We start from the raw sequence: 20,366 nt of genomic DNA on the forward strand, positions 1-20,366 counted from the left end.
CCGCGGCGAACTTCATCAGCTTGATCGCCTCGCTGTTCGACACGCACCCGCCGACCCGCTTGGTGGCGTAGAACGTCACGAACGGCTTGTTGGAATAGGGATCGCGCAGCACGTTGGTCTCTTGCCGCTCGGTGATCAGGTAACCCGTGCGGAAGTTGCCGAACGCGATCGACAGGCTGTTCGCGGCGACGTCGGGCATGTCCTCCGCCTCGACCACCGGATAGCCGAGCAGGCTCGCCGGCTGCCCGCTCGACAGGCTCGGCTGCCACAGGAACTGCCCGTCGCTGGTCTTGAACTTGCGGATGCGCGCCGCGGTCGCCGCGTTCATCACCCAGCACGCGCCCTGCCGGTACGGACTGCGCAAGGACTGCACCAGGTCGATCAACCGCTCGGGCGCGCCGCTGCCGAAATCGCCCGCCGCCCCGCTCGCCAGATATTGCAGCGTTCCGAAGCCGCGCGTCGCGTCGCCCGCGCTGCTGGTCGGCGACTGCAGGAACCCTCGGGGCCGGTTGACCCCGCTGCCGTTGACGAACGCCGCGCCCTCGGCCTTGGCGAACTCGGCCGCGATCTCGCCTGCCAGCCAGCCTTCGACGTCGAACAAAGCGTCGTCCAGCATCGCCTGGCTCGCCGACGGGTTGGCGTACAGCTCCCCCATCGGCGGCGCGATCTCGGCGAACACCGGGGTTCCCGTTCCCGGCCGCGCCTCGGCCTCCGCCGCCCAGCCCGACGGCGTGCCGCCCGTCGTCACCAGCTTGCGATAGCCCGCCGACCCCACCTGCACCACGCTGGCGATGCCGCGGATCGGGCTCGCCGATTTCAGCGTCGCGTCGATCACCGCGTCGATCTCCTTCGGGATCGCGTATCCGCCAGCATCCCCGGTCACCCCGGTGAACGCCTTGGTCTCGATCACCGCGCCCGAGCGTACGAAACCGTCGAACGCCCCCGCCACCGCGCGCGCCCCGTCCAGCACCGGCCGCACCACCACGTCGTTCATGCTCGTTCTCCCACACGAAAAGACCCCGCCCGCACGCGCGGACGAGGTCACCCCGACGAGGCACACGCCCCGCCCGAACCAAATTTCATGGTCAGGTGCCGCGCTACACCGCGCTCACCCGCTCGACCCGCGCCGCCGGCTGCATCGGCACCGCGACCAGGCTCACCTCCGCCAGCGCCGCGCGCAGGATCTCGCGCCGCGCCCCCTGCCGCACCACGCGCGCCCGGTACCCGACCGACAGCCCGACGAGCGCCCCGCACGCGACCGCCCGCGCGACGCCCGCGTCCGCCACCACCGCCGTCACGCGCAGCCCCCGCGCGTCCTCGCCGATCGCCTCGATCGTCCCCACCCCACGCCCGCGATGCTGCACCAGCAGCGGCACGAGAGACGCGTCCGCGAACGCCCCCCTGCGCACCACGTCGCCCGCGCGATCGACGCGGTCGAACACCGCGGCATAGCCCTCGACGCGGATCACTTGACCCACTCGCCCACCCCCGACTTCAGGGCCCCCAGCTTGACGGCCAGCCCCAGCAGCAGCAGCGCGCACGCCATCCGCGCCACCCACGCGATCAACGCCTTCCACGCCGACCGTTTCGCGTCGCGCCACGCCTTGAGCAGTTCGCGCAGCTCCGCCACGTCCGCCCCCGCGCCCTCGTCGGCGAGGCCCAGCCGCGTCAGTGCGCGCGTCGCGCCCAGCTCGCCCGCTTCCTCCGCGATCGCGCGCAGCGTCGCCACGTCCGCGCCGCGCTCGCACGCCTGCGCCATCAACTGCGCCAGGATCGCGCCGCCCCCGCCCGCGCTCACGACCAGCCCACCATCTGGCGCTTCTCGTCGCGCGTCACGAAATCGGCCGCGGTCACCATCCGCCACAACCGCTCGCGGTCCTCGACCAGTGCCGGCACCATGTCCAGATCGACCTCCATCACCGCCCCCTCGAACCATTCGGCCAATCCGTCGCGCAGCGCCGCCAGGATCGCGCCCGCCAGCGGCAGCACGCTCAGCCGCCACAACGCCTTGTTCGCTTCCTTGTAGTTCGCGTGCGTGCTGTCGCCCGGCAGCCCGAGCAGCATCGACGGCACGCCGAACGCCAGCGCGATCTCGCGCGCCGCCGCCGCCTTGGTCGCCACGAAGTCCATGTCGGCGGGCGAGAGACTCATCGCCTGCCATTTCAATCCACCCTCCAGCAGCATCGGCCGCCCCGCATTGGCCGCGCCTTGGAAGCCCGCCTCCATCTCCTCCTTCAACCGCGCGAACTGTTCCGCCGACAAAGTCGCGCCGTCGCCCGCGTCGTACACCAGCGCGCCCGACGGCCGCGCGGCATTGTCGAGCAGCGCCTTGTTCCACGCCGCCGCCGCATTGTGGATCGCGATGGCCCCCGACGCCGCGCCCAGGCACCCCAGCCCGTAATGGTCGTCGACCGGGTTGAACGCGCGCACGTGGATCACGCTCTCCGCCGGCAGCCGCGTCACCCGCTCCGCCACCGTGTAGCGATACGCCGCCGGCCAACCTTGCGCGTCCGGCTCCACGGTCACCCGCTCGGGGCGCAGCGCGAACAGCTCGGCCGGCCGCCCGTCCTCGCCCAGCCCCAGCTGTATAAACGCGTTGCCGTGCAGCAGCAGCTGCGCCGCCACCGTCTCCAGGAACCCGCGCCGCGCGACCAGCGTGCGAAGCCGCTCGTCCCCGACGTTCAGCGGCGCGCCGCCCACGCTCTCCGCCAGCAGCTTCACCGCGCGCTGCGCCACCGCGTTGCGGCAGTAACCGCTGCGCACCTGCGCGTCATAGCCCTGCGGCCACTCGCCGGGCACCGACCGCATTCCACCGCCCAGCACCCGCGACAACACCGGACGCGCGCCCTCGCGCCCGGGCCTCCACCCGAACCATGCCATCTGCCTGTCCCCTGTTCAGAAGGCCGCGACGCCCCGCACCGCTTGCCCGCGCAGCCGATGGAAAAGACCACCGCCGCCACCTACCCGTCACCCCGGGCTCGACGCGGAGTTCCGCTTCTCGGCGATCACGCGCCAGTCGAGCACCGTCGCCGAACCTGCCCGTCCCGCCGCTACCCCAGCACCCGTACGCTCGCCTCGCCCCGCGCGCCCAGCATCAGCGCGGTCAGCGCCCACACGCACGCGTCGGCGCGGTCGGGGGAGCGCCCCGGCCCCTCGTACCCGCCGCCCGCCTGCAATCCCGCCAGCTCGTCCTCCAGCGCCGGAAACGCACCCGCGTGCCATACCCGCCGCGTCTCGTAGAGCGCCGCCACCGGCTCCGCGCGCGCCGCCTTGCCGCGGCTCGCGTGAACCAAAGTGACGGGCAGCCGCGCGTCGGCGGATCGCAGCACGTCGCCGACCATGTCGCCGCCCTGGTTCTTCTCCGCCACCACGCGGTCCGCCTTGTGCCTGGCCGCGCAGCCCGCCACCGCGCGCGCCCATCCGTCGGGCGACACCCCCGCGATGCTCGCATCCTCCAGCACGTAGCCGCAATCGTCGACGCCCAGCCCGGCCGCGACGATCCCGCACGCGTCGCCCTCCGCGCTCGCCGGCGGGTCGACCCCCACCACCACGCGCCTGAGCGGCGGCACGCGACCGGGCGCCACGCGCTGCGCGTCGAGCAGCGCGCGCGTCCACAGCGCGCCGACCACGTCCGCCATCATCTCGCCCTCCAGCTCCTGCCGCCCCAGCCGCGTGCCCCCGTACGCCGCCTCGATCGCGTCGACGAAGCGCCTGGGCAGGTGCGGATTGTCGCGCGTTGCCCCGCGCGTCTCGACCGTGCCCGGCGCCTGCATGACCTGCCGCATCAGCTGCGTGGTGCGCGGCGTCGTAGTCACCAGCGCGCGCGGATCATCCCCCAGCCGCAATCCCATCAGCAGGTTGTTCCACGCCTCCGCCCCCTTCCACTTGCCCAGCTCGTCCGCCCAGGCGAGGTGATGCTCCGGCCCGCGCAGCCCTTCCGCCGCCGCCGCCGAGTAGACCGTCGCCACCGCGCCGGACGGCCAGCGCACCTCGCCCTTCGTCGGCCGCCACACCAGCGGCACGTCGGCGCCCGCGACCGCGATGACGCCGCTCGGTCCCTCCACCATCACGCGCCGCGCGTCCTCGATCGTCGCGCCCACCAGCGCGACGCGGATCGCGCGCGCCTTGGCCGCCGCATTGACCCATTCCGCCCCCGCGCGCGTCTTGCCGAACCCGCGCCCGGCGCGGATCAGCCACACCTGCCAGTCGCCCGGCGGCGCCAGTTGTCCGACGTGCGCGCGAAGCGACCACCGCTCCGCCAGCTCTCGCCGGTACCCGACCGGCAACTTGCCGATGATCCGCTGCCGATACGCCGGCGATAGCTGCGCCAGCCGTTCAACAGCCGACGCGTCGTCGCCGCTCCCCGTCACCCCGGTTCCCGTTGGCCCGCTCCCGCCGCTCACCGCGCCATCTGCCGCTCGAGCGTGTCGAGCAGCGCGGTCAGCCGCGCGTTCGTATCGGCCTCGCTCGGCCGGACGACACGGATCATGCCCTCGCCGCGCAAACCGCGCGCGTGTCGCCCCAGGATCGCCAGCACGAATCGCAGGTCCGCGTCGCTCGCGCGCCGCTCGGCGAGCGCGGTCACCACACCGTCGGCGATCGCCGCGCGCGCCGCCTCACTGTCACCCGTGCCATGCGGATCGACTGCGTCGGGCAATCGCTCCAGCGCGTACCGCAACGCCTCGACCTCCAGCCGCTCATACCCGCTCGCCAGCGCCGCGTCCCAATCGGCGGCGAAGCCCGCGTCGGCCCTGCGCACCCTGTACGGCGTGGTGACATCGACCCCGCACCCTTGCGCCGCCAGCTTGACGTTGCACGTCGCGGCGAGCACCGCGATAAAGGTCCGTCGCTTCTGCGCGCCGAACGCGCGCGCCTTGGGCCTCACGCGCTGGATCGGCCGCGACTTTCCCCCGCGCAGCACCAACGCGCCGCCCGCCCCCTCGTTGTCCATATCTGCTCTCCCCACGCCCGCCCGCACCACCCGCGCTCAGCGCGGTCGCCAACCAACCACCCTCCGTCATCCCGGACTTAATCCGGGATGACGCTGCCTTCTCCCGCCCCAACCCGGAAGCGCATCCCGGATCGGGTCTTGGCTAACGAGAGAACGCGGCCCAAGCCGGTCGAAACCGCCTCGAACGACACCCAGCCGCCCATACCCGCCCCGGCACCACCGCACCCCGCTGCCACGAAACGACGAAGGGCCGGCGCGGCGGAGTGCATCACCCCGGCCGCCCGGCCCTGCCATCACCCGATCGGGCGTCACACCATCTCGATGTTCCTGTTTTGTACACAAACAGCGTCACGCTGTCAAGCGGCTTCTCGCCCCCGCGTCATCGCGAACCCGCCCGAACACCGCCCGCCATCAACCGCCCGTTATCAACCGGTCGCCGCCAATAACAGCCCGACACTCCGCGCGTCGCGCTCGAACGACAGTTGCTCGAACGTCGCCGGGTCCAACGGCTTGCCGAACAGGTAACCCTGCCCCTCGGTGCAGCCCAGCTTCTCGACCATCGCCGCCTGCTGCTCGGTCTCGATCCCTTCCGCGATCACGCACAGGTCCAGCGCGCGGCCGATGCTCGCCACGCCCGACACGATCGCCACGCTGTGCGGCTCGCGCTCGATGTCCGACACGAAACTGCGATCGATCTTCAGGCGCGAGAGCGGGAAGCGCTTCAGCGTGCTCAGCGACGCGTACCCGGTGCCGAAATCGTCGAATGCGATCGACACGCCGCTCTCGTGCAACCGGCGCAGCGGCTCCAGCGCCTCGTCGTCGTGCCGCAGCACGATCGTCTCGGTGATCTCCAGCTCCAGGTCGCGCGGTTGCAGCGCGTGACGCTCCAGCGTCGCTGCCACGACCTCGCCCAGCGTCCCGGCCTCGATCTGCGCGGCGAACAGATTGACGCTGATCCGCTCCAGTTCCAGCCCCCGCGCGCGCCACGCGACCAGCTGCCGGCACGCCTCGTCCAGCACCCAGCAGCCGACGTCATACGCCAGCAGATGCTTCTCCAGCGCGGGCAGGAACGCGCCGGGCGCTAACAGGCCGCGCCGCGGGTGGCGCCAGCGCAGCAGCGCTTCCGCCCCAATCAACCGCCCGTCGGACAGGCGCACCTGCGGCTGATACGCCAGCTCCCACTCGCCGCGCGCCTGCGCCTGCAACAGCTCGTCGTTGAACGCGCGCCGCGCCGCGACCTGTTCCTCCATCCCGGCGTCGAATACGCGAAACGTCCGGCCGCCCGCCTTCTTCGCCGCCAGCAGCGCCAGGTCGGCGCGGAACAGCAGTTGCGCAGGTTCGGCGCCGTGCAGCGGGGCGACCGCCACGCCGATGCTGAACGGAACGTTCAGGTTGCGCTCGCCCACCGCGAACGCGTCCCTGGTCGCCGACAACAATCGCCGCGCCACGTCCGACACCCGGATCAGATCGTCGCCCGGCAGCAGGATGCCGAAACTGTCCCCGCTGATCCGGGCGAGCGCGCCGTCGGCCGGCACGATCGACAGCAGGCGCACCGCCACCATCTGCAACAGCAAGTCCCCGGTGGCATGCCCCAGCGTGTCGTTGATGACCTTCAACTCGTCCAGGTCGAGCACGATCAGCGACACGGCGCCACCCGCGTCGAACTGCTCGCGCAGCCTGTCCTCGAACCCGTGACGATTGGGCAGCCCCGTCAGCGCGTCGTGCAGCGCCATGTGCTGCAGCGCGGCCGCCTGCGCGCGGCGCTCGGTGATGTCCTGCAGGTTGGCGCCGATCTCGACGCCCGCCGGTCCCTGCCACACCGACACCGACAGCTCGATCGGGAACTCGGACCCATCGGCGCGCAATCCGGTGACCTCGACGCTCTTGCCCGACAGCGTCGACGCGCCGCCCGCGACGACCCGCGCCAGCCCGTTGACGTGCGCCGCGCGGAACCGCTCGGGCATGATGGTGGTCAACGGCTCGCCGATCATCCGCTCGGCCGGATGACCGAACATCCGCTCCGCCGCCGCATTCCATAACCGGATACGGCCGTCCGCGTTGGCGAGCACCAGCGCCAGCGCGGTCGCCCCGGCGAACCCGTCCGCGGTCGCCAGGTTGATCGAACTGCGGCGCGCCTCCAGCCGGTCGGTGACGATCGCGCCCAGCCGCTTGAGCAGGTCGATCTCCGCCGCGCCGAAATCGTGGCGCGGCTCGTCGCCCAGCACGCAGAACGCGCCCAGCCGCTGGCCCTCGCCATCGATCAGCGGCACCCCGGCGTAGAAGCGGACGTGCGCGGCCCCCGTCACGAACGGGTTCGTCCGGAACCGCCCGTCCTGCGCGGCGTCCGGGACGATCAGCGGCTCCGTGCCCTGGATCGTGTGGGTGCAGAAGGAGAAGTGCCGCGGCGTGCTGCCGGGCTCCAGCCCGTGCGCGGACTTGGTCCACTGCTCGTCCGCACCGATCAGGTTCACCGCGCACATCGGCAGCTTCAGGAACGCGGACCCGAGCGCGGTCAGCTGGTCGAACGTATCCTCCGGCGCGGTCCCCAACACGCCGTAATCGGCGAGACTCGCGAGCCTTCTCGATTCGTCCAGCGTCATCATACCTCCCACGAGCGATGGCTCCGAACCGGAGGTATTGGATCAGCCGCGTCTGTATCCGGTTAACGATAACCACATGAAAACAAGCGCAATGCTGTCAACAGGCGTCGCGCGCCGATCGCTCAACTGTTACCGCAACGGGTGATCGGGCGAGACACTTGCAACGGGCGGACGGCTGCTTGATCCCGAGCGTCGCTGTACGGCAGCTGAGCGTTTTACATGCGTCACTAATCCATGAAAAAGCGCGCCGCCCGGGGTCGGGCGACGCGCTCCTGCTTACGTGCTCGGTGCGGCGATTACGCCGTGCGCGTGCCCGACAAGGGGAAGCTGCCGAACGCGCCCGCGCCGACGGTGCCGGTCACGCTGTCGCCATTGACCGTCGCGCTGCAATCCAGCGTCATCGGCATCGGCGAGGTCATCTGCTGCTTCCACTTCAGCGTGTCGCCCTCGACCTCGCCCGACACGTCGGACGCGCCCATCGCGCCCGATGCCTGGCCGGTGAAGCTGCTGCCCTCGGTCTTGACCGTCAGCGTCAGGTTCTGGTCGCCCAGCGGCGACTTCACCGTGCAATCGTAGGTACCGTCCAGATTGGCCATCTTGCTCTCCTTTGGATCGAAAACGTGTCGCTGCTCAACGCGGAGCGGGCGCGGGCGTTGCGGCGGGGGTGGCCGCGCCTGAGACGACCGCCGCCGCCGGCATCACCTCGACCGGCAGCCCGACCTGCGCCAGCTGCGGCTGCACCACCTTGGCGTCGCCCACCACCAGCCACACGAACTTGCCCGGATCGATCGCCGCCTTGGTCGCCGCATTGACCTGCGGCAGCGTCAGTGCGCGGTACTTCTGCGTGATCGTCGCGTAATAATCGTCCGGCCGCTTGTAGAGATCATTCGCCTGCATAGCGTTCAACACATCACCCGCGGTTTCGAAATCGCCCGACAGCGACCGCGTCGCGCCGTTGATCGCGCGCTCGAACTCCGGCTGCGTCATCGGCTGCGCACCGACGTAGCCCGCGATGTCGCCGCGCATCGCCGCGATCGACGGCCCGGTCTGGTTCGCCTGCACCGGCGCCTGCAACTGATAGGGTGTGGCCATCTCGTAGCGGCGAAAGCCGCCGAACGCGCCGTAGGACCAGTGCTTGGTCTCGCGCAGGTCCATGTTGATCCGGCCCAGGAAGCTGCCGCCCAGCGCATCGTTGCCGACCTCGAACGGCAGCAGCTCGTCCGTGCCCTTCAGCCCCGTCGGCGCGCCCGCGACGATCAGCGACTGCGGACTGTCGGGCCGGTCGATCAGCACGATGCGCGGGCGGGTCGCCTGCGCGGCGGGCGGAAACGCCTTCTGCCCCGCCGCGCCGCTCGCGCGCCAGTCGCCGAAGCGCTGCTCCATCACCTGCCGTATCTCGGCCAGCGGGCGATCGGACACGACGAAGATCTTCGCCTTGTCGGGCCTGAGCCACGCCTGCTGGAACGCGACTAGGTCGGCGCGGGTCAGCGCCTGCACCGCGCGCGGATCGCCCGACCCCTGCGCCTTGGCGTAGGGCGAGTTCGGCGCGATCAGCCGCGGCAGCACGCGCCGCGCCAGCCCCTCGGGGCTGGTCAGCTCCTGCTGGATCTGCGTCAGCTGCTGCGTCTTAACCCGCGCCAGCTCGCCCTCGGGGAAAGCGGGCGCGCGCGCGATATCGGCCCAGATCTGCGACGCCGCGCCGAGGTTCGCACTCGGCACGCGCAGCGACACGCTGGTACGGTCCGCCGAGCTGCCGGTCCCGATCGACGCGCCCAGCCGCTCCTTCGCCTCGGCCAGTTCGACCGAGTCGAGGCTCCGCGTCCCCTCGTCGATCATCGCGAGCGTCAGCGCCTGCGTGCCCAGCTTGTCGGCGACGTCCGCCGCCACGCCCGCGTCGAAGCTCAGCACCGCCTGCGTCATCGGCACGGTGGCGCGCTGCGCGTAGACCAGCTCGATCCCGTTCGACAGTTTCGTGCGCTCGACCTTGGGGAAGCTCAGCCCCGCGACCTGACCAACCGCGGGCAGCGGCCCGCGCGTGCCCTTCGCCGCCTGCTCGGGCGCGGCCGGCACGTCGACCGCGGGCGGCACCTTCGCCTCGGCGTAGGCGTCGCGCTTGCCCGGCACCACCGACACCGAGTAGTTCGGCCGCGACAGCCACTTGTCCGCCGCTGCCTTCACGCTCGCCGGCGTCTGCGCCGCCAGCCGCGCGAGCTGTTTCTTGTAGAAGCCCGGATCATTCGAGTAGAGCGCGCCCTCCGCCAGCGCGACAGCCTTGCCGCCGAACCCGCCGACCGACTCCAGCCCGCCGATCCGCCGCGACACCGTCTGCGTGACGTAGCGGTTGACCTCGTCCGCGGTCGGCCCGTTCTTCAGGAAGTCCGCCAGGATCTCGTCCATCCGCCTGGACACGACCGCCGGGTCGACGCCCGGGCGCACCACCGCGGACATGCTGAACGTGCCGACCTGCGCGAAGCTCTCGTTCTCCGCCGACACCTGCACGGCCAGTTTCTCGCGCTTGACCAGCTCGTTATCCAACCGCGAGCTCTCCAGCCCGCCGAGCACCCCCGCCGCCACGTCGAGCGACTCGGCCGCGGGATCGTTCAACCCCGGCACCGCCCAGGTCTTGACGATCAGCGTCGCCGCCACATTGTCCTTGATCACCTCGCTCGCCGGCCCCGGCAGCGCGGCGGGGATCGCCGCGGGCGGCGCGACGCTCTTGGGTCCGGCAGGGATCGCGCCGAAATACTTCTCCACCAGCCGCTTCGCCGTCGCGACGTCGACGTCGCCCGCCAGCACCAGCACCGCGTTGTTCGGCCCGTAATGGTCGCGGAACCAGTCCTTGACCGTGGTCAGCGTCGCCGCGTCCAGGTCCGCCATCGACCCGATCGTCTCGTGGCCGTAGGGGTGCGTGGCCGGGAACAGCCGCTCGGTCAGCTTGTACCGCAGAAGGCCGTAGGGCTGGTTGTCGCCTTGCCGCTTCTCGTTCTGGACGACCCCGCGCTGCTCGTCGAGCACGCCCTGCGTGATCGCGCCGGTCAGATAGCCCATACGATCCGATTCGAGGAACAATGCGCGGTCGAGCGCGGCGGTCGGCACCGTCTCGAAGTAATTGGTCCGGTCGTAATAGGTGGTGCCGTTCGAATCGGTCGCGCCGACCTGCTGCAACGGCTCGAAGAAGTCGCCCGGCGCATTCTCGCTGCCGTTGAACATCAGGTGCTCGAACAGGTGCGCGAACCCGGTCTTGCCCTTCGGCTCGTGCTTCGATCCTACATCGTACCACACGCTGACCGCGACGACCGGCGCCTTGCGATCGGTGTGGACCACCACGCGCAGCCCGTTCTTCAGCGTGAACTGCTGGAACGGAATGTCGATCGCGCTCACCAGCGACGACACGGGCGCGGCGGCGGGTGCCGTCGCGGGCGCGGGCGCGGTCTGCGCTGTGGCGGGCATGGCGAAGCAGGCGGCCGAGACGCCGGCGGCGAGGAACGACTTGAGCAAGGGTGGCACGCTCCGGGTAAGTGTCTTGCGCCAGCATAGCGCGCGCCCGACGCGCGGCAATGGTTCGCGCGATGCTTATTGTCACGTGTGTCAGCAACTCAGGCATTGACTGCCCAGGCAACCATTGCCATTGCAACGTTCATGAACGCTTACAATCGGGACAATTTCTTTCCCGACACCTCGATCGGCTATCTGGTGCGCGCGATCCACCAGCTCGGCTACGCGCGGCTCGACGCGGCCTGCGCGCACGAGGGGCTGACCGGCATCCAGTGGTCGGCGCTGATCTCGATCCACTACGGCCAGACCAACTGCGCCGCGCTCGCGCGCGACCTCGCGCACGACAGGGGCGCGATGACGCGGATGATCGACGTGCTGGAAACCAAGTATTTGGTGCAGCGCGACCGCGACGACGCCGACCGCCGCCTCGTCAACCTGTCGCTCACCGACGAGGGCCGCGCGGTCGCGATGCGGTGCCGCGACCGCGTGATCGACGTGTGGAACATGGTGCTCGCCGACTGGAGCGCGGAAGAGACCGCCGCGCTGATCGCGCAATTGCAGAAACTGCGCCGCACGCTGGAGGAGGTCGCGTGATCCGCCGCACATCCGCGCTGGGCGCCCTGCTCGCCGCCACCACGCTCGCCGCCTGCACGCCGCCCGACACGCGCCCGACACTCACGCCCAAGGCCGCGTCCGATCTCGCGCTCACCGGCCCCTCCGTGCAACTCGCGCCCGATTTCTGGACCGCCGTCGGCGATCCGCAACTCGACCGGCTGATCGCGGACGCGCTGGCGAGCAATCCGTCGCTCGACGTCGCGCTCGCGCGCACGCGCCAAGCGCAGGCGGTGCTCGCGCGGCAGGGGGCGGATCGCGGCCCTGACGTCACCTTCGACGGCCAGGTACAGGGCTCGCGCCTGTCGGGCCGCTACACCATCCCGCCGCCGTTCGCCGGCACCGTCCGCGCGATCGGCACCGCGCAGGCCGGGCTCGACTGGAACCTCGACCTGTTCGGGCGGCAGAAGGCCGCGATCGCGCAGGCGGGCGCCAGCCTGCAGGCCGCGCAGTACGACATCGCCGCCGCGCGGCTGATGATCGCGGGTTCGGTGATGGCGAGCTACGCCGAGGTCGCGCGCGCCGAACGCCAGGCCGCGATCGCCACGCGCACCATTGCCGCGCGCGAGCAGAGCGTCCGGCTGATAAACGCGCGCGTGCGCAATCGCCTCGCCAGCCGGCTCGATCAGCAGGCGGCGGGCACGCTGCTCGCGCAGGCGCGCGTCGTGCTGGTCCAGGCGCAGGCCGCGCGCGTGCTCGCCACCAACGCGCTCGCCGCGCTCGCCGGTCGCGGCAGCGACTATGCCGCACGGATCGGCCCGACCCGCCTGCCCGCCGACGCCGCGCTGCCGATCCCGGCGCGGATTCCTGCCGACCTGCTGTCGCGGCGCGCCGACGTCGCCGCCGCCCGCGCGCGTGTCGAGGCGGCGTCCGCGGGGCGGCAAGTCGCGCGCCGCGCCTTCTACCCCAACGTCAACCTTACCGCGCTGGTGGGATTGCAGGCGATCGGCTTCGGCAATTTCCTCGACCTGGATGCGGGCACCGCGGGCGGCGGCGCGGCGATCCACCTGCCGCTGTTCGACAACGGCCGGCGGCGCGCCGAGCTGGAGGGCGCGACCGCGCTCGTCGACGTCGCCACCGCACAGTACAACCAGTCGGTGGTCGACGCCGCGCGCCAGGCCGCCGACGCGATCGCGCAGGTCCGCGCCGCCGACCTGGAGCGCACCCGCCAGCAGCAGGTCGTCTCCGGCTTTGCCGAGACCGGGCGCCTCAACGCGATTCGCGTGTCGAGCGGGCTCGATAGCCGGCTCGACCTCGTCGACAACGACGTGCGGCTGCTCGACGCGCAGCTCGCCGCCGCCAATCTCTCGATCGACGCGCTGCTCGCGCGCGCGCAACTCGCCATCGCGCTCGGTGGCGGCTTCGATCCCGCCCAGGACGTGACACCCCGATGACCGATACCGTGACCGACACCGCCGCACCCGCGCCCGCGACTCCCGCCGGCAAGCCCCGCGCGCGCCGCCGCGCGTTCACGATCCTGGGCGTCGTCGTCCTCGCCGCGCTGGTCGTCTGGGCGGTGTTTCACTTCCTGCTCGCGGCCCCTGAGGAGGAGACCGACGACGCTTATGTCGCGGGCGACGTGGTCGCGATCACCGCGCGCGACCCCGGCACCGTCACCGCGATCCACGCCGACAACACGCAGAGCGTCAAGGCGGGGCAACCGCTGATCGACCTCGACCCCGTCACCGCCGACGTGAACCTCGCCGCCGCCGCCGCCGACCTGGCAAAGGCGGTGCGTAGCACCCGCGCCGACATCACCCGCGTCGGCCAGTCGGATGCGACGATCGTCCAAGCGCAGGCCGAGCTCGCCCGCGCGCGCGACGATTACCAGCGCCGCCGCGGTGCCGCCGCCGAGGGCGCGGTTTCGGGCGAGGAACTGTCCCACGCCGCCGACACGGTAAAGGTCGCCGCCGCCAACCTCCGGCTCGCGCAACAGCAACGCGCGCAGGCGCAGAGCGCGGTGCAGGGCACCGACGTCAACACCAACCCCGCGGTCCTGTCCGCGATCGCCGCCTATCGCCGCGCGGCGATCCAGCGCAGCCACATGCACGTCGTCGCGCCGATCGACGGCGTCGTCGCGCAGCGCACGGTGCAGGTCGGGCAGCAGATCTCCGCCGGCACGCCGCTGATGGCGGTCGTCCCACTCACCCGCGTCTGGGTCGACGCCAATTTCCGTGAAACGCAGCTCAAGGACCTGCGCATCGGCCAGCCCGTGCGCGTCACCGCCGACACCTACGGCGACGACGTCGTGTTCCACGGCAAGGTGGCGGGCGTCGGCGCCGGCAGCGGCAACGCCTTCGCGCTCCTGCCCCCGCAGAACGCCAGCGGCAACTGGATCAAGATCGTGCAGCGCGTGCCCGTCCGTATTGCGCTCGACCCGCGCGAACTCGCCGCCAATCCGCTGCGCATCGGCCTGTCGGTGAACACGGTGGTCGACACCGCGAGCAAGTCGGGCGCGCGCCTCGCCGCCGTCGCCGCCGCGCCCTACAAGGGCGAGGTCGCGGGCACCGATCCGCAGGTCGAGGCCGACATCCGCCAGATCATCGCCGCGAACCGGTAAGCGCGATGACCGGTCAGAGCGACGCCAGCAAACTCGCGCAGGCCGCGCCCGCGCAGGCGCAGGCCAACGCGCCGATCCGCCCCGCCGCCAATCCCGCGCGCGCGGCCGCGGACGCGTCCGGCGGGCCGCCAGCGATGGTCGGCGGGCAGCTCGCGCTGACCTCCTTCGCGCTCGCGCTCGGCACCTTCATGATGGTGCTCGACTCGACCATCGCCAACGTGTCCTTGCCGACGATCGCGGGCAATCTGGGCGTCAGCAGCGACAATTCGACCTGGGTCATCACCGCCTTCGCGGTGTCGAACGGCATCGCGGTGCCCTTGACCGGCTGGCTGATGCGCCGCTTCGGCGTGGTGCGCGTGTTCTGCACCGCGGTTGCCTGCTTCACGCTCGCCTCGTTCCTGTGCGGCATTGCCTGGAACCTGCCCTCGCTGATCCTGTTCCGGGTGCTCCAGGGCGCCACCGCCGGCCCGATCATGCCCGGCAGCCAGGCGCTGCTGATCGCGATCTTCCCGGCGCACAAACGCTCAACCGCGCTCGGCATCTGGTCGATGACCACGCTGGTCGCGCCGATCATGGGGCCGATCCTCGGCGGCTACATCTCCGACAATTACCATTGGTCGTGGATTTTCCTGATCAACGTCCCCTTCGGCATCTTCGTCGCGTTCACCTGCTGGTCGAACCTGAACTCGCGCGAGACACCCAAGATGAAGCTGCCGATCGACGCGGTCGGGCTCGGCCTGCTCGTCCTGTGGGTCGGCGCGCTCCAGGTGATGCTCGACCTCGGCAAGAACGCCGACTGGTTCAACGATGGCCTGATCGTGGTGCTGACGATCGTCGCCGCGGTCGGCTTCGTCGCCTGGGTGATCTGGGAACTGACCGATGCCAACCCGACTGTCGACCTGTCCTTGTTCGCGCGCCGCAACTTCCTGATCGGCAACCTCGCCTTCTCGCTCGGCTACGCCGTCTTCTTCGCGAACATTCTGATCCTGCCGTTGTGGCTGCAAACCCAGCTCGGTTACACCGCCACCTGGGCCGGGCTCGTCGCCGCGCCCAGCGGCGCGGTCGCGGTGTTGCTGACGCCGCTCGTGGCGCGTTTGTCGGGCAAGTTCGACGCGCGGCTGCTCGCCAGCGTCGCCTTCATCGGCTTCGCGATCAGCTACTGGATGCGCTCGGGCTACACGACCACCGCGTCGTTCACCGACTTCATGCTGCCGCTCCTGGTCCAGGGCGTGTCGATGAGCACCTTCTTCCTGTCCATGCTGACGATCGCGCTCGACCGCATCCCGCCCGAGCGGCTGCCGTCCGCCACCGGCATCTCCAACTTCACCCGCATCGTCGCGGGCTCCTTCGCCGCCTCGATCATCACCACCGCCTGGGACCGGCGCGAGGCGCTCCACCAGACCCGCCTGACCGAGGCGGTCGGCACCAACATGCCCGTCCAGATGGCGACCGAGCAGCTGATGCGCATGGGCCTCACCGCGCAGCAGGCGGCGGGCGCGATCACGCGTCAGATGGTCGGGCAGGCGTATTTGCTCGCCACCACCGACCTGTTCCGCCTCAGCGCGTACCTGTGCGCGTCGATGCTGATCATCGTCTGGTTCTGCCGCCGCCCCACCCCGCCGGAGGGCCACGTCGTCGCCGCCGACTAGGAGTCGCCCGCTGCACCCGCTACACGGCCTAGCATGACCGATTTCGCCGCCACGCGCGCGCTGTTCCATCTGCCCGAGGGCGTGATCTACCTCGACGGCAATTCGCTCGGCCCCCTGCCGCTCGCCGCCGGGGCGCGCGTCGGACAGGTGCTGCGCGAACAATGGGGCGACCAGCTCATCCGCGCGTGGAACGACAGCGACTGGATGGCGCTGCCCTCGCGCGTCGGCGACCGCATAGCGCGCCTCGTCGGCGCGCCCGCCGCCAGCGTCGTCACCGGCGACACCTTGTCGATCAAGGTGTTCCAGGCGCTCGCCGCCGCACTCGCGCTCGCGCCCGCCGACCGCCGCGTGGTGCTGAGCGACAGCGGCAACTTTCCCAGCGACCTCTACATCGCCGACGGCCTGCTCGCCGCGCTCGGCGGGCGCGAGCTGAAGGTCGTCGCGCCCGAGGATGTCGCGAATGCGATCGACGAGACGGTCGCGGTCACCATGCTGACCGAGGTCGACTATCGCACCGGCCGCCTCCACGACATGGCCGCGCTCACCAAGCGCGCGCACGATGCCGGCGCGATCACCGTCTGGGACCTCGCCCATTCCGCCGGCGCGCTCCCCGTCCACCTCGAACAGGCCGACGCCGACTTCGCGGTTGGCTGCACCTACAAATATCTGAACGGCGGTCCGGGCAGCCCCGCCTTCATCTACGTCGCCCCGCGTCACGCCGATGTCGCGCAGCCGATCCTGTCGGGCTGGCTCGGCCACGCCGAACCCTTCGCCTTCCACCGCAGCTATCGCCCCGCCGCGGGCATCGAGCGGATGCGCGTCGGCACCCCGCCGATCGTCGCCTTGTCGATCCTCGACGCCGCGCTCGACGCGTGGGACGGTGTCGACATGCCCGCGTTGCGCACCGCCTCGATCCGCCTCTCCGACACCTTTATCCGCGAAGTCGAGCGCCGCTGCCCTGCCCTCGAGCTCGCCTCACCGCGCGATCCCCACGCGCGCGGCAGCCAGGTGTCGTTCCGCCACGACCATGCCTATCCGGCGATGCAGGCGCTGATCGCGCGCGGCGTGATCGGCGACGTGCGCGCGCCCGACATCCTGCGCTTCGGCTTCACCCCGCTCTATCTCTCCGAGGCCGAGGTGGTGCAGGCCGCGACCATCCTCGCCGACGTCATCGACACCCGCGCCTACGAGGCCCCCGAGTATCAGCAGCGCGCGGCCGTCACGTGAGCGACGACGCGCCTCCACCCCACGCCCCTCCCCACGTCGGCGCCGAACTCAACTTCGCCGGCAAGATGGCCTACGCCGACTATCTCGCGCTCGACCGCGTGCTGGACGCGCAGCACCCGCGCTCCGCCGCGCACGACGAACTGCTGTTCATCATTCAGCACCAGACCAGCGAATTGTGGATGAAGCTCGCGGTTCACGAGCTCACCAGCGCGCGCGACGCGATCCTGCGCGACGAACTGCCCCACGCGATCAAGATGCTCGCGCGGGTCAGCCGCATCCTCGAACAGTTGAACGGCGCGTGGGACGTGCTGCGCACCATGACGCCCAGCGAGTACACCAGCTTCCGCGACGCGCTCGGCCAGTCGTCGGGCTTCCAGTCGTGGCAGTATCGCGCGATCGAGTTCCTGTGCGGCAACCGCCACCACGCGATGCTCGGCCCCCATCGCCACCGTAGCGACACGCTCGCCGCGCTGGAGGACATTTTCGCGCAACCCAGCATCTACGACGCCGCCTTGCTGCTGCTTCACCGCCACGGCCTGCTCGCCGATCCGACGCGCGACTGGCGCGGCGAGCGCGCGGCCGACTCCGCGGTCACCGCGGCATGGGCGACGATCTACCGCGACCCCGCCGCGCACTGGCCGCTCTACGAACTCGCCGAGAAACTCGTCGACCTGGAGGATTACTTCCGCCGCTGGCGCTTCAACCACGTCACCACCGTGGAGCGCGTGATCGGCTTGAAGCGCGGCACCGGCGGCACCGCGGGCGTCGGCTATCTCCGCCGCATGCTCGAGGTCGAGCTGTTCCCCGAACTCTGGCAGGTCCGCACGGAGCTGTGACGGGCAGCAATTAAGTCGCTTGATCAACACGCGATCGAAGGCGCAGCTTCCCCATTCGGAGTACGTCGACGGGCGGTTCCACGGCCGCGGCACCTCCGGGCAAGGAGAGATGTCACATGGCCTATTCCGATCAGGCACCCGGCACGCGGCGCATCGCCACGATCGCCGGCGTCGCGGTCATCCACGGGTTGCTCGGCTTCGCCTTCGTCACCGGCATGGCGACCAATTTCGTTCGCGACGTATCGCGCACGCTGACGACCACCAACGTGCCGATCGACACACCACCGCCGCCCGACACGCCGCCGCCGCCCGAGCAGACCGCCATTGCGCCCACCAGCGCGTCAACGATCACGGCGGTCGTCCCGCGCGTGCCGACGCCCGCCGCCAGCAGCACCGTGTCGGTCGATCTCGTCCCCGCCCCGCCGCTGCCCTTCCCGCCCGCGCGGATCGACGTCGCCCCGCCACCGCCGTTGCCACCCGTCGTCAGCAAGGCGAGCCCGGTGCGCGCGATCGGCAATCGCGGCAGCTGGATCACGACGGACGATTACCCCGGCGCCGCGCTGCGTGCCGAGGAGCAGGGCGTCGTTTCGCTCGCCGTCCAGGTCGGCAGCGACGGGCGCGTGACCGGCTGCTCGGTTACGGCGTCGAGCGGGTCGGCCACGCTCGATAGCGCCGCATGCCGCCTGTACCAGCGCCGCGCGCGCTTCGAGCCCGCGCGCGACGACGCCGGCAACGCGGTCGCGACCAGCTACAACGACCGCGTGCGCTGGCAATTGCCGCGCTGACCCGCATTTCCTCCCCCGCTCGGCGAGAGCGGGGGAGCGTTTCGGTCAATCGATCCGCATCGCCTGCGCGATCCCCTCGCGCTCGTTGGCGCGCGCGGTCTCGCTCACCTCGTGATCGCGCACGACCGCGACCGGCGCGTAGACCGGCGCGTCCCTTCCGCCGACATTGGCCCCGCTGACGTACGCCCCACTAACATACGCTTCGTCGGTCACCTCGACCGTCGCACCCAGCGACGTGATCTCGAACAGCTTCTTGGCGAACGCGGTCGGCAGGCGGATACAGCCGTGCGACGCCGGGAAACCCGGATTGCGCCCGGCGTGCAGCGCGACGCCGTCCCACGTCAGCCGCTGCATGTACGGCATCGGCGCATTGTCGTAGAGGTTGGAGAAATGCTTCGCGTTCTTCTGCAGGATCGTGAAGCTGCCCGTCGGCGTGTCGTTCCCCGCCTTGCCGGTCGACACGGTGGACGCCGCCACCAATGTCTCGCCGCGGAACACGTAGGCGCGCTGGTCGGGGATCGAGATCAGCACGCTGACCGGCCCCGCGATCGCGCCCTCCGCCTGCTCGTCGCTCCAGATGTAGCGATTAGGCGAGAGCGACGCGGCCGCCTCCGTCAGCGCCAGGCCGTCGAGCGTCCGCGCACCCGCCACAGGCGAGAGACAAGCGCCGGCGATCACCGGCGCGACCATCAACACGGCGCGTCGCAGCATCATATCGTTCCCCGAATCCATTCACCGGTCGCCCGCACCAGCCGCACGACCATGGTTGATAACACGTCCACGCTCTTTTGGTGCCACGCCGATGAGTTGTGCGGATTCCGCGCCAGAATGTAGGAACGTGCGCCTAACATGCGGAAAAGATTGCAGATCGTTAAGCCGAATCATGGTACAAGGTCCGCATCGGCAATGAAGGATTACCCGCAGATATGCAGTTGACGCGCGAACCGGTGCCATCACGGCGTGCCTTGTTGAAGACGGGCGGCCTGTTCGCCGGCGCCATGATGATCCCGTCCGCCGTGTCCGCCGGCCTGCGTCGCGCGCCCGAGTCGCTGCTTCCCGTCGGCATGTACGAGGGCCATAGCGCGGGCGGCTTCACCGCCGACAGCTTCCCCGCCGGCAGCGCCAACAGCCTCGGCACCGTTCGCCCGACGCTGATGCGCCGCGCGCTCGCCGCGCTCCAGCAGCACGGCAGCAGCATCCAGCGCCACGACCGCATCGCCATCGCCGATTTCGCGATCGGGTCGGGCACCCCGCGCTTCCATCTCATCAACCTCGAGGACGGCCGCACCAAGTCGAAGCTCGTCGCGCACGGCTCGGGCTCCGACCCCGCACACACCGGCTACCTCCAGCGCTTCTCCAACGCCAACGGCTCCAACGCCTCGTGCGAGGGCGCCTTCCTCACCAGCGATTATTACATCGGCAAGCACGGCAAGTCGCAGCGGCTGATCGGGCTCGACCACACCAACAACAACGCGCTCGACCGCGCGATCGTCGTCCACGCCGCCTGGTACGCCAACCCGGAAATGGTCGCGGGCCGCGGCATGCTCGGGCGCAGCCAGGGCTGCTTCGCGGTCGGCGAGAACGAGCTGGCCGAGGTGTTCGAGCGGCTCGGGCCGGGCCGGATGATCTACGCCGCCAAGGTCTGATCGCC

At 70.8% G+C, this 20,366-nt stretch carries 18 protein-coding genes; 8 read left to right on the plus strand and 10 right to left on the minus strand.

Going from position 1 to position 20,366, the window contains the following annotated elements; all coding sequences use genetic code 11:
* The 9 genes from ACFDS6_RS00995 to ACFDS6_RS01035 form a co-directional block, all read right to left on the minus strand.
* Window positions 1–994, minus strand: a 994-nt coding sequence (locus tag ACFDS6_RS00995) for a phage major capsid protein (protein ID WP_375270247.1), incomplete at its 3' end; no start/stop codon positions are given.
* Between the two features lie 103 nt (window positions 995–1,097).
* Window positions 1,098–1,478, minus strand: coding sequence for an HK97 family phage prohead protease (locus ACFDS6_RS01000; RefSeq protein ID WP_375270248.1), 381 nt, complete (start codon window positions 1,476–1,478; stop codon window positions 1,098–1,100).
* A complete protein-coding gene (locus ACFDS6_RS01005) occupies window positions 1,466–1,759 on the minus strand; it encodes a DUF6127 family protein (RefSeq protein WP_375270381.1) in 294 nt (97 codons plus the stop codon). The genes ACFDS6_RS01000 and ACFDS6_RS01005 overlap by 13 nt, the downstream gene beginning before the upstream one ends.
* A gap of 35 nt (window positions 1,760–1,794) precedes the next feature.
* Complete coding sequence (locus tag ACFDS6_RS01010; protein ID WP_375270249.1) at window positions 1,795–2,880, minus strand: phage portal protein; 1,086 nt, start codon at window positions 2,878–2,880, stop codon at window positions 1,795–1,797.
* 170 nt (window positions 2,881–3,050) lie between these two features.
* Window positions 3,051–4,370, minus strand: coding sequence for a DNA-packaging protein (locus ACFDS6_RS01015; RefSeq protein WP_375270250.1), 1,320 nt, complete (start codon window positions 4,368–4,370; stop codon window positions 3,051–3,053).
* Window positions 4,371–4,399: 29 nt separating this feature from the next.
* The gene (locus ACFDS6_RS01020; protein WP_375270251.1) at window positions 4,400–4,951 is read right to left on the minus strand and encodes a hypothetical protein; all 552 of its coding nucleotides are present in this window, start codon (window positions 4,949–4,951) and stop codon (window positions 4,400–4,402) included.
* A gap of 425 nt (window positions 4,952–5,376) precedes the next feature.
* On the minus strand, window positions 5,377–7,551 hold the full coding sequence (locus ACFDS6_RS01025; protein WP_375270252.1) for an EAL domain-containing protein: 2,175 nt from the start codon (window positions 7,549–7,551) through the stop codon (window positions 5,377–5,379).
* A gap of 296 nt (window positions 7,552–7,847) precedes the next feature.
* A complete protein-coding gene (locus tag ACFDS6_RS01030) occupies window positions 7,848–8,147 on the minus strand; it encodes a hypothetical protein (RefSeq protein WP_375270253.1) in 300 nt (99 codons plus the stop codon).
* A gap of 34 nt (window positions 8,148–8,181) precedes the next feature.
* The gene (locus tag ACFDS6_RS01035; RefSeq protein WP_375270382.1) at window positions 8,182–11,001 is read right to left on the minus strand and encodes a M16 family metallopeptidase; all 2,820 of its coding nucleotides are present in this window, start codon (window positions 10,999–11,001) and stop codon (window positions 8,182–8,184) included.
* 189 nt (window positions 11,002–11,190) lie between these two features.
* Here ACFDS6_RS01035 and ACFDS6_RS01040 point away from each other — a divergent pair, with 189 nt between their 5' ends.
* The 7 genes from ACFDS6_RS01040 to ACFDS6_RS01070 all read left to right on the plus strand — a co-directional run bounded on the left by ACFDS6_RS01040 (window position 11,191) and on the right by ACFDS6_RS01070 (window position 18,715).
* Window positions 11,191–11,640, plus strand: a complete 450-nt coding sequence (locus ACFDS6_RS01040) for a MarR family winged helix-turn-helix transcriptional regulator (RefSeq protein WP_375270254.1) — start codon at window positions 11,191–11,193, stop codon at window positions 11,638–11,640.
* A complete protein-coding gene (locus ACFDS6_RS01045) occupies window positions 11,637–13,052 on the plus strand; it encodes an efflux transporter outer membrane subunit (protein WP_375270255.1) in 1,416 nt (471 codons plus the stop codon). The genes ACFDS6_RS01040 and ACFDS6_RS01045 overlap by 4 nt, the downstream gene beginning before the upstream one ends.
* On the plus strand, window positions 13,049–14,218 hold the full coding sequence (locus ACFDS6_RS01050) for an efflux RND transporter periplasmic adaptor subunit (protein WP_375270256.1): 1,170 nt from the start codon (window positions 13,049–13,051) through the stop codon (window positions 14,216–14,218). The genes ACFDS6_RS01045 and ACFDS6_RS01050 overlap by 4 nt, the downstream gene beginning before the upstream one ends.
* A gap of 134 nt (window positions 14,219–14,352) precedes the next feature.
* Window positions 14,353–15,867 carry a DHA2 family efflux MFS transporter permease subunit gene (locus ACFDS6_RS01055; protein ID WP_375270383.1) on the plus strand — a complete coding sequence of 505 codons (1,515 nt, stop codon included), beginning with the start codon at window positions 14,353–14,355 and terminating at the stop codon, window positions 15,865–15,867.
* Between the two features lie 33 nt (window positions 15,868–15,900).
* On the plus strand, window positions 15,901–17,094 hold the full coding sequence (gene kynU, locus ACFDS6_RS01060; protein WP_375270257.1) for a kynureninase: 1,194 nt from the start codon (window positions 15,901–15,903) through the stop codon (window positions 17,092–17,094).
* Window positions 17,091–17,930, plus strand: a complete 840-nt coding sequence (kynA, locus tag ACFDS6_RS01065; RefSeq protein ID WP_375270258.1) for a tryptophan 2,3-dioxygenase — start codon at window positions 17,091–17,093, stop codon at window positions 17,928–17,930. The genes kynU and kynA overlap by 4 nt, the downstream gene beginning before the upstream one ends.
* Before the next feature lie 116 nt (window positions 17,931–18,046).
* Window positions 18,047–18,715 carry an energy transducer TonB gene (locus tag ACFDS6_RS01070; protein ID WP_375270259.1) on the plus strand — a complete coding sequence of 223 codons (669 nt, stop codon included), beginning with the start codon at window positions 18,047–18,049 and terminating at the stop codon, window positions 18,713–18,715.
* 45 nt (window positions 18,716–18,760) lie between these two features.
* On the opposite strand, the gene ACFDS6_RS01075 is transcribed toward ACFDS6_RS01070, so the two are convergent.
* Entirely contained in the window at window positions 18,761–19,426 is a 666-nt protein-coding gene (locus ACFDS6_RS01075; RefSeq protein WP_375270260.1) for a L,D-transpeptidase family protein, read from the minus strand.
* A gap of 215 nt (window positions 19,427–19,641) precedes the next feature.
* Between ACFDS6_RS01075 and ACFDS6_RS01080 the strand changes: the two genes are divergently transcribed.
* Window positions 19,642–20,361: a murein L,D-transpeptidase catalytic domain family protein gene (locus ACFDS6_RS01080; protein WP_375270261.1), complete on the plus strand. Its 720-nt coding sequence runs from the start codon at window positions 19,642–19,644 to the stop codon at window positions 20,359–20,361.
* Window positions 20,362–20,366: the final 5 nt, after the last annotated feature.

Origin of the sequence: Sphingomonas sp. (assembly GCF_042095875.1) — a bacterium.
GTDB lineage: Bacteria > Pseudomonadota > Alphaproteobacteria > Sphingomonadales > Sphingomonadaceae > Sphingomonas.

What these genes read in the sequence shown, in the direction of transcription:
- ACFDS6_RS01035 (WP_375270382.1), bottom strand. Translation starts at nt 11,001, where the DNA reads ATGCCCGCCACAGCGCAGACCGCGCCCGCGCCCGCGACGGCACCCGCC.
- ACFDS6_RS01070 (WP_375270259.1), top strand. Translation starts at nt 18,047, where the DNA reads ATGGCCTATTCCGATCAGGCACCCGGCACGCGGCGCATCGCCACGATC.
- ACFDS6_RS01020 (WP_375270251.1), bottom strand. Translation starts at nt 4,951, where the DNA reads ATGGACAACGAGGGGGCGGGCGGCGCGTTGGTGCTGCGCGGGGGAAAG.
- ACFDS6_RS01005 (WP_375270381.1), bottom strand. Translation starts at nt 1,759, where the DNA reads ATGGCGCAGGCGTGCGAGCGCGGCGCGGACGTGGCGACGCTGCGCGCG.
- kynU (WP_375270257.1), top strand. Translation starts at nt 15,901, where the DNA reads ATGACCGATTTCGCCGCCACGCGCGCGCTGTTCCATCTGCCCGAGGGC.
- ACFDS6_RS01025 (WP_375270252.1), bottom strand. Translation starts at nt 7,551, where the DNA reads ATGACGCTGGACGAATCGAGAAGGCTCGCGAGTCTCGCCGATTACGGC.
- ACFDS6_RS01055 (WP_375270383.1), top strand. Translation starts at nt 14,353, where the DNA reads ATGGTCGGCGGGCAGCTCGCGCTGACCTCCTTCGCGCTCGCGCTCGGC.
- ACFDS6_RS01080 (WP_375270261.1), top strand. Translation starts at nt 19,642, where the DNA reads ATGCAGTTGACGCGCGAACCGGTGCCATCACGGCGTGCCTTGTTGAAG.
- ACFDS6_RS01030 (WP_375270253.1), bottom strand. Translation starts at nt 8,147, where the DNA reads ATGGCCAATCTGGACGGTACCTACGATTGCACGGTGAAGTCGCCGCTG.
- ACFDS6_RS01040 (WP_375270254.1), top strand. Translation starts at nt 11,191, where the DNA reads ATGAACGCTTACAATCGGGACAATTTCTTTCCCGACACCTCGATCGGC.
- ACFDS6_RS01050 (WP_375270256.1), top strand. Translation starts at nt 13,049, where the DNA reads ATGACCGATACCGTGACCGACACCGCCGCACCCGCGCCCGCGACTCCC.
- ACFDS6_RS01010 (WP_375270249.1), bottom strand. Translation starts at nt 2,880, where the DNA reads ATGGCATGGTTCGGGTGGAGGCCCGGGCGCGAGGGCGCGCGTCCGGTG.
- ACFDS6_RS01075 (WP_375270260.1), bottom strand. Translation starts at nt 19,426, where the DNA reads ATGCTGCGACGCGCCGTGTTGATGGTCGCGCCGGTGATCGCCGGCGCT.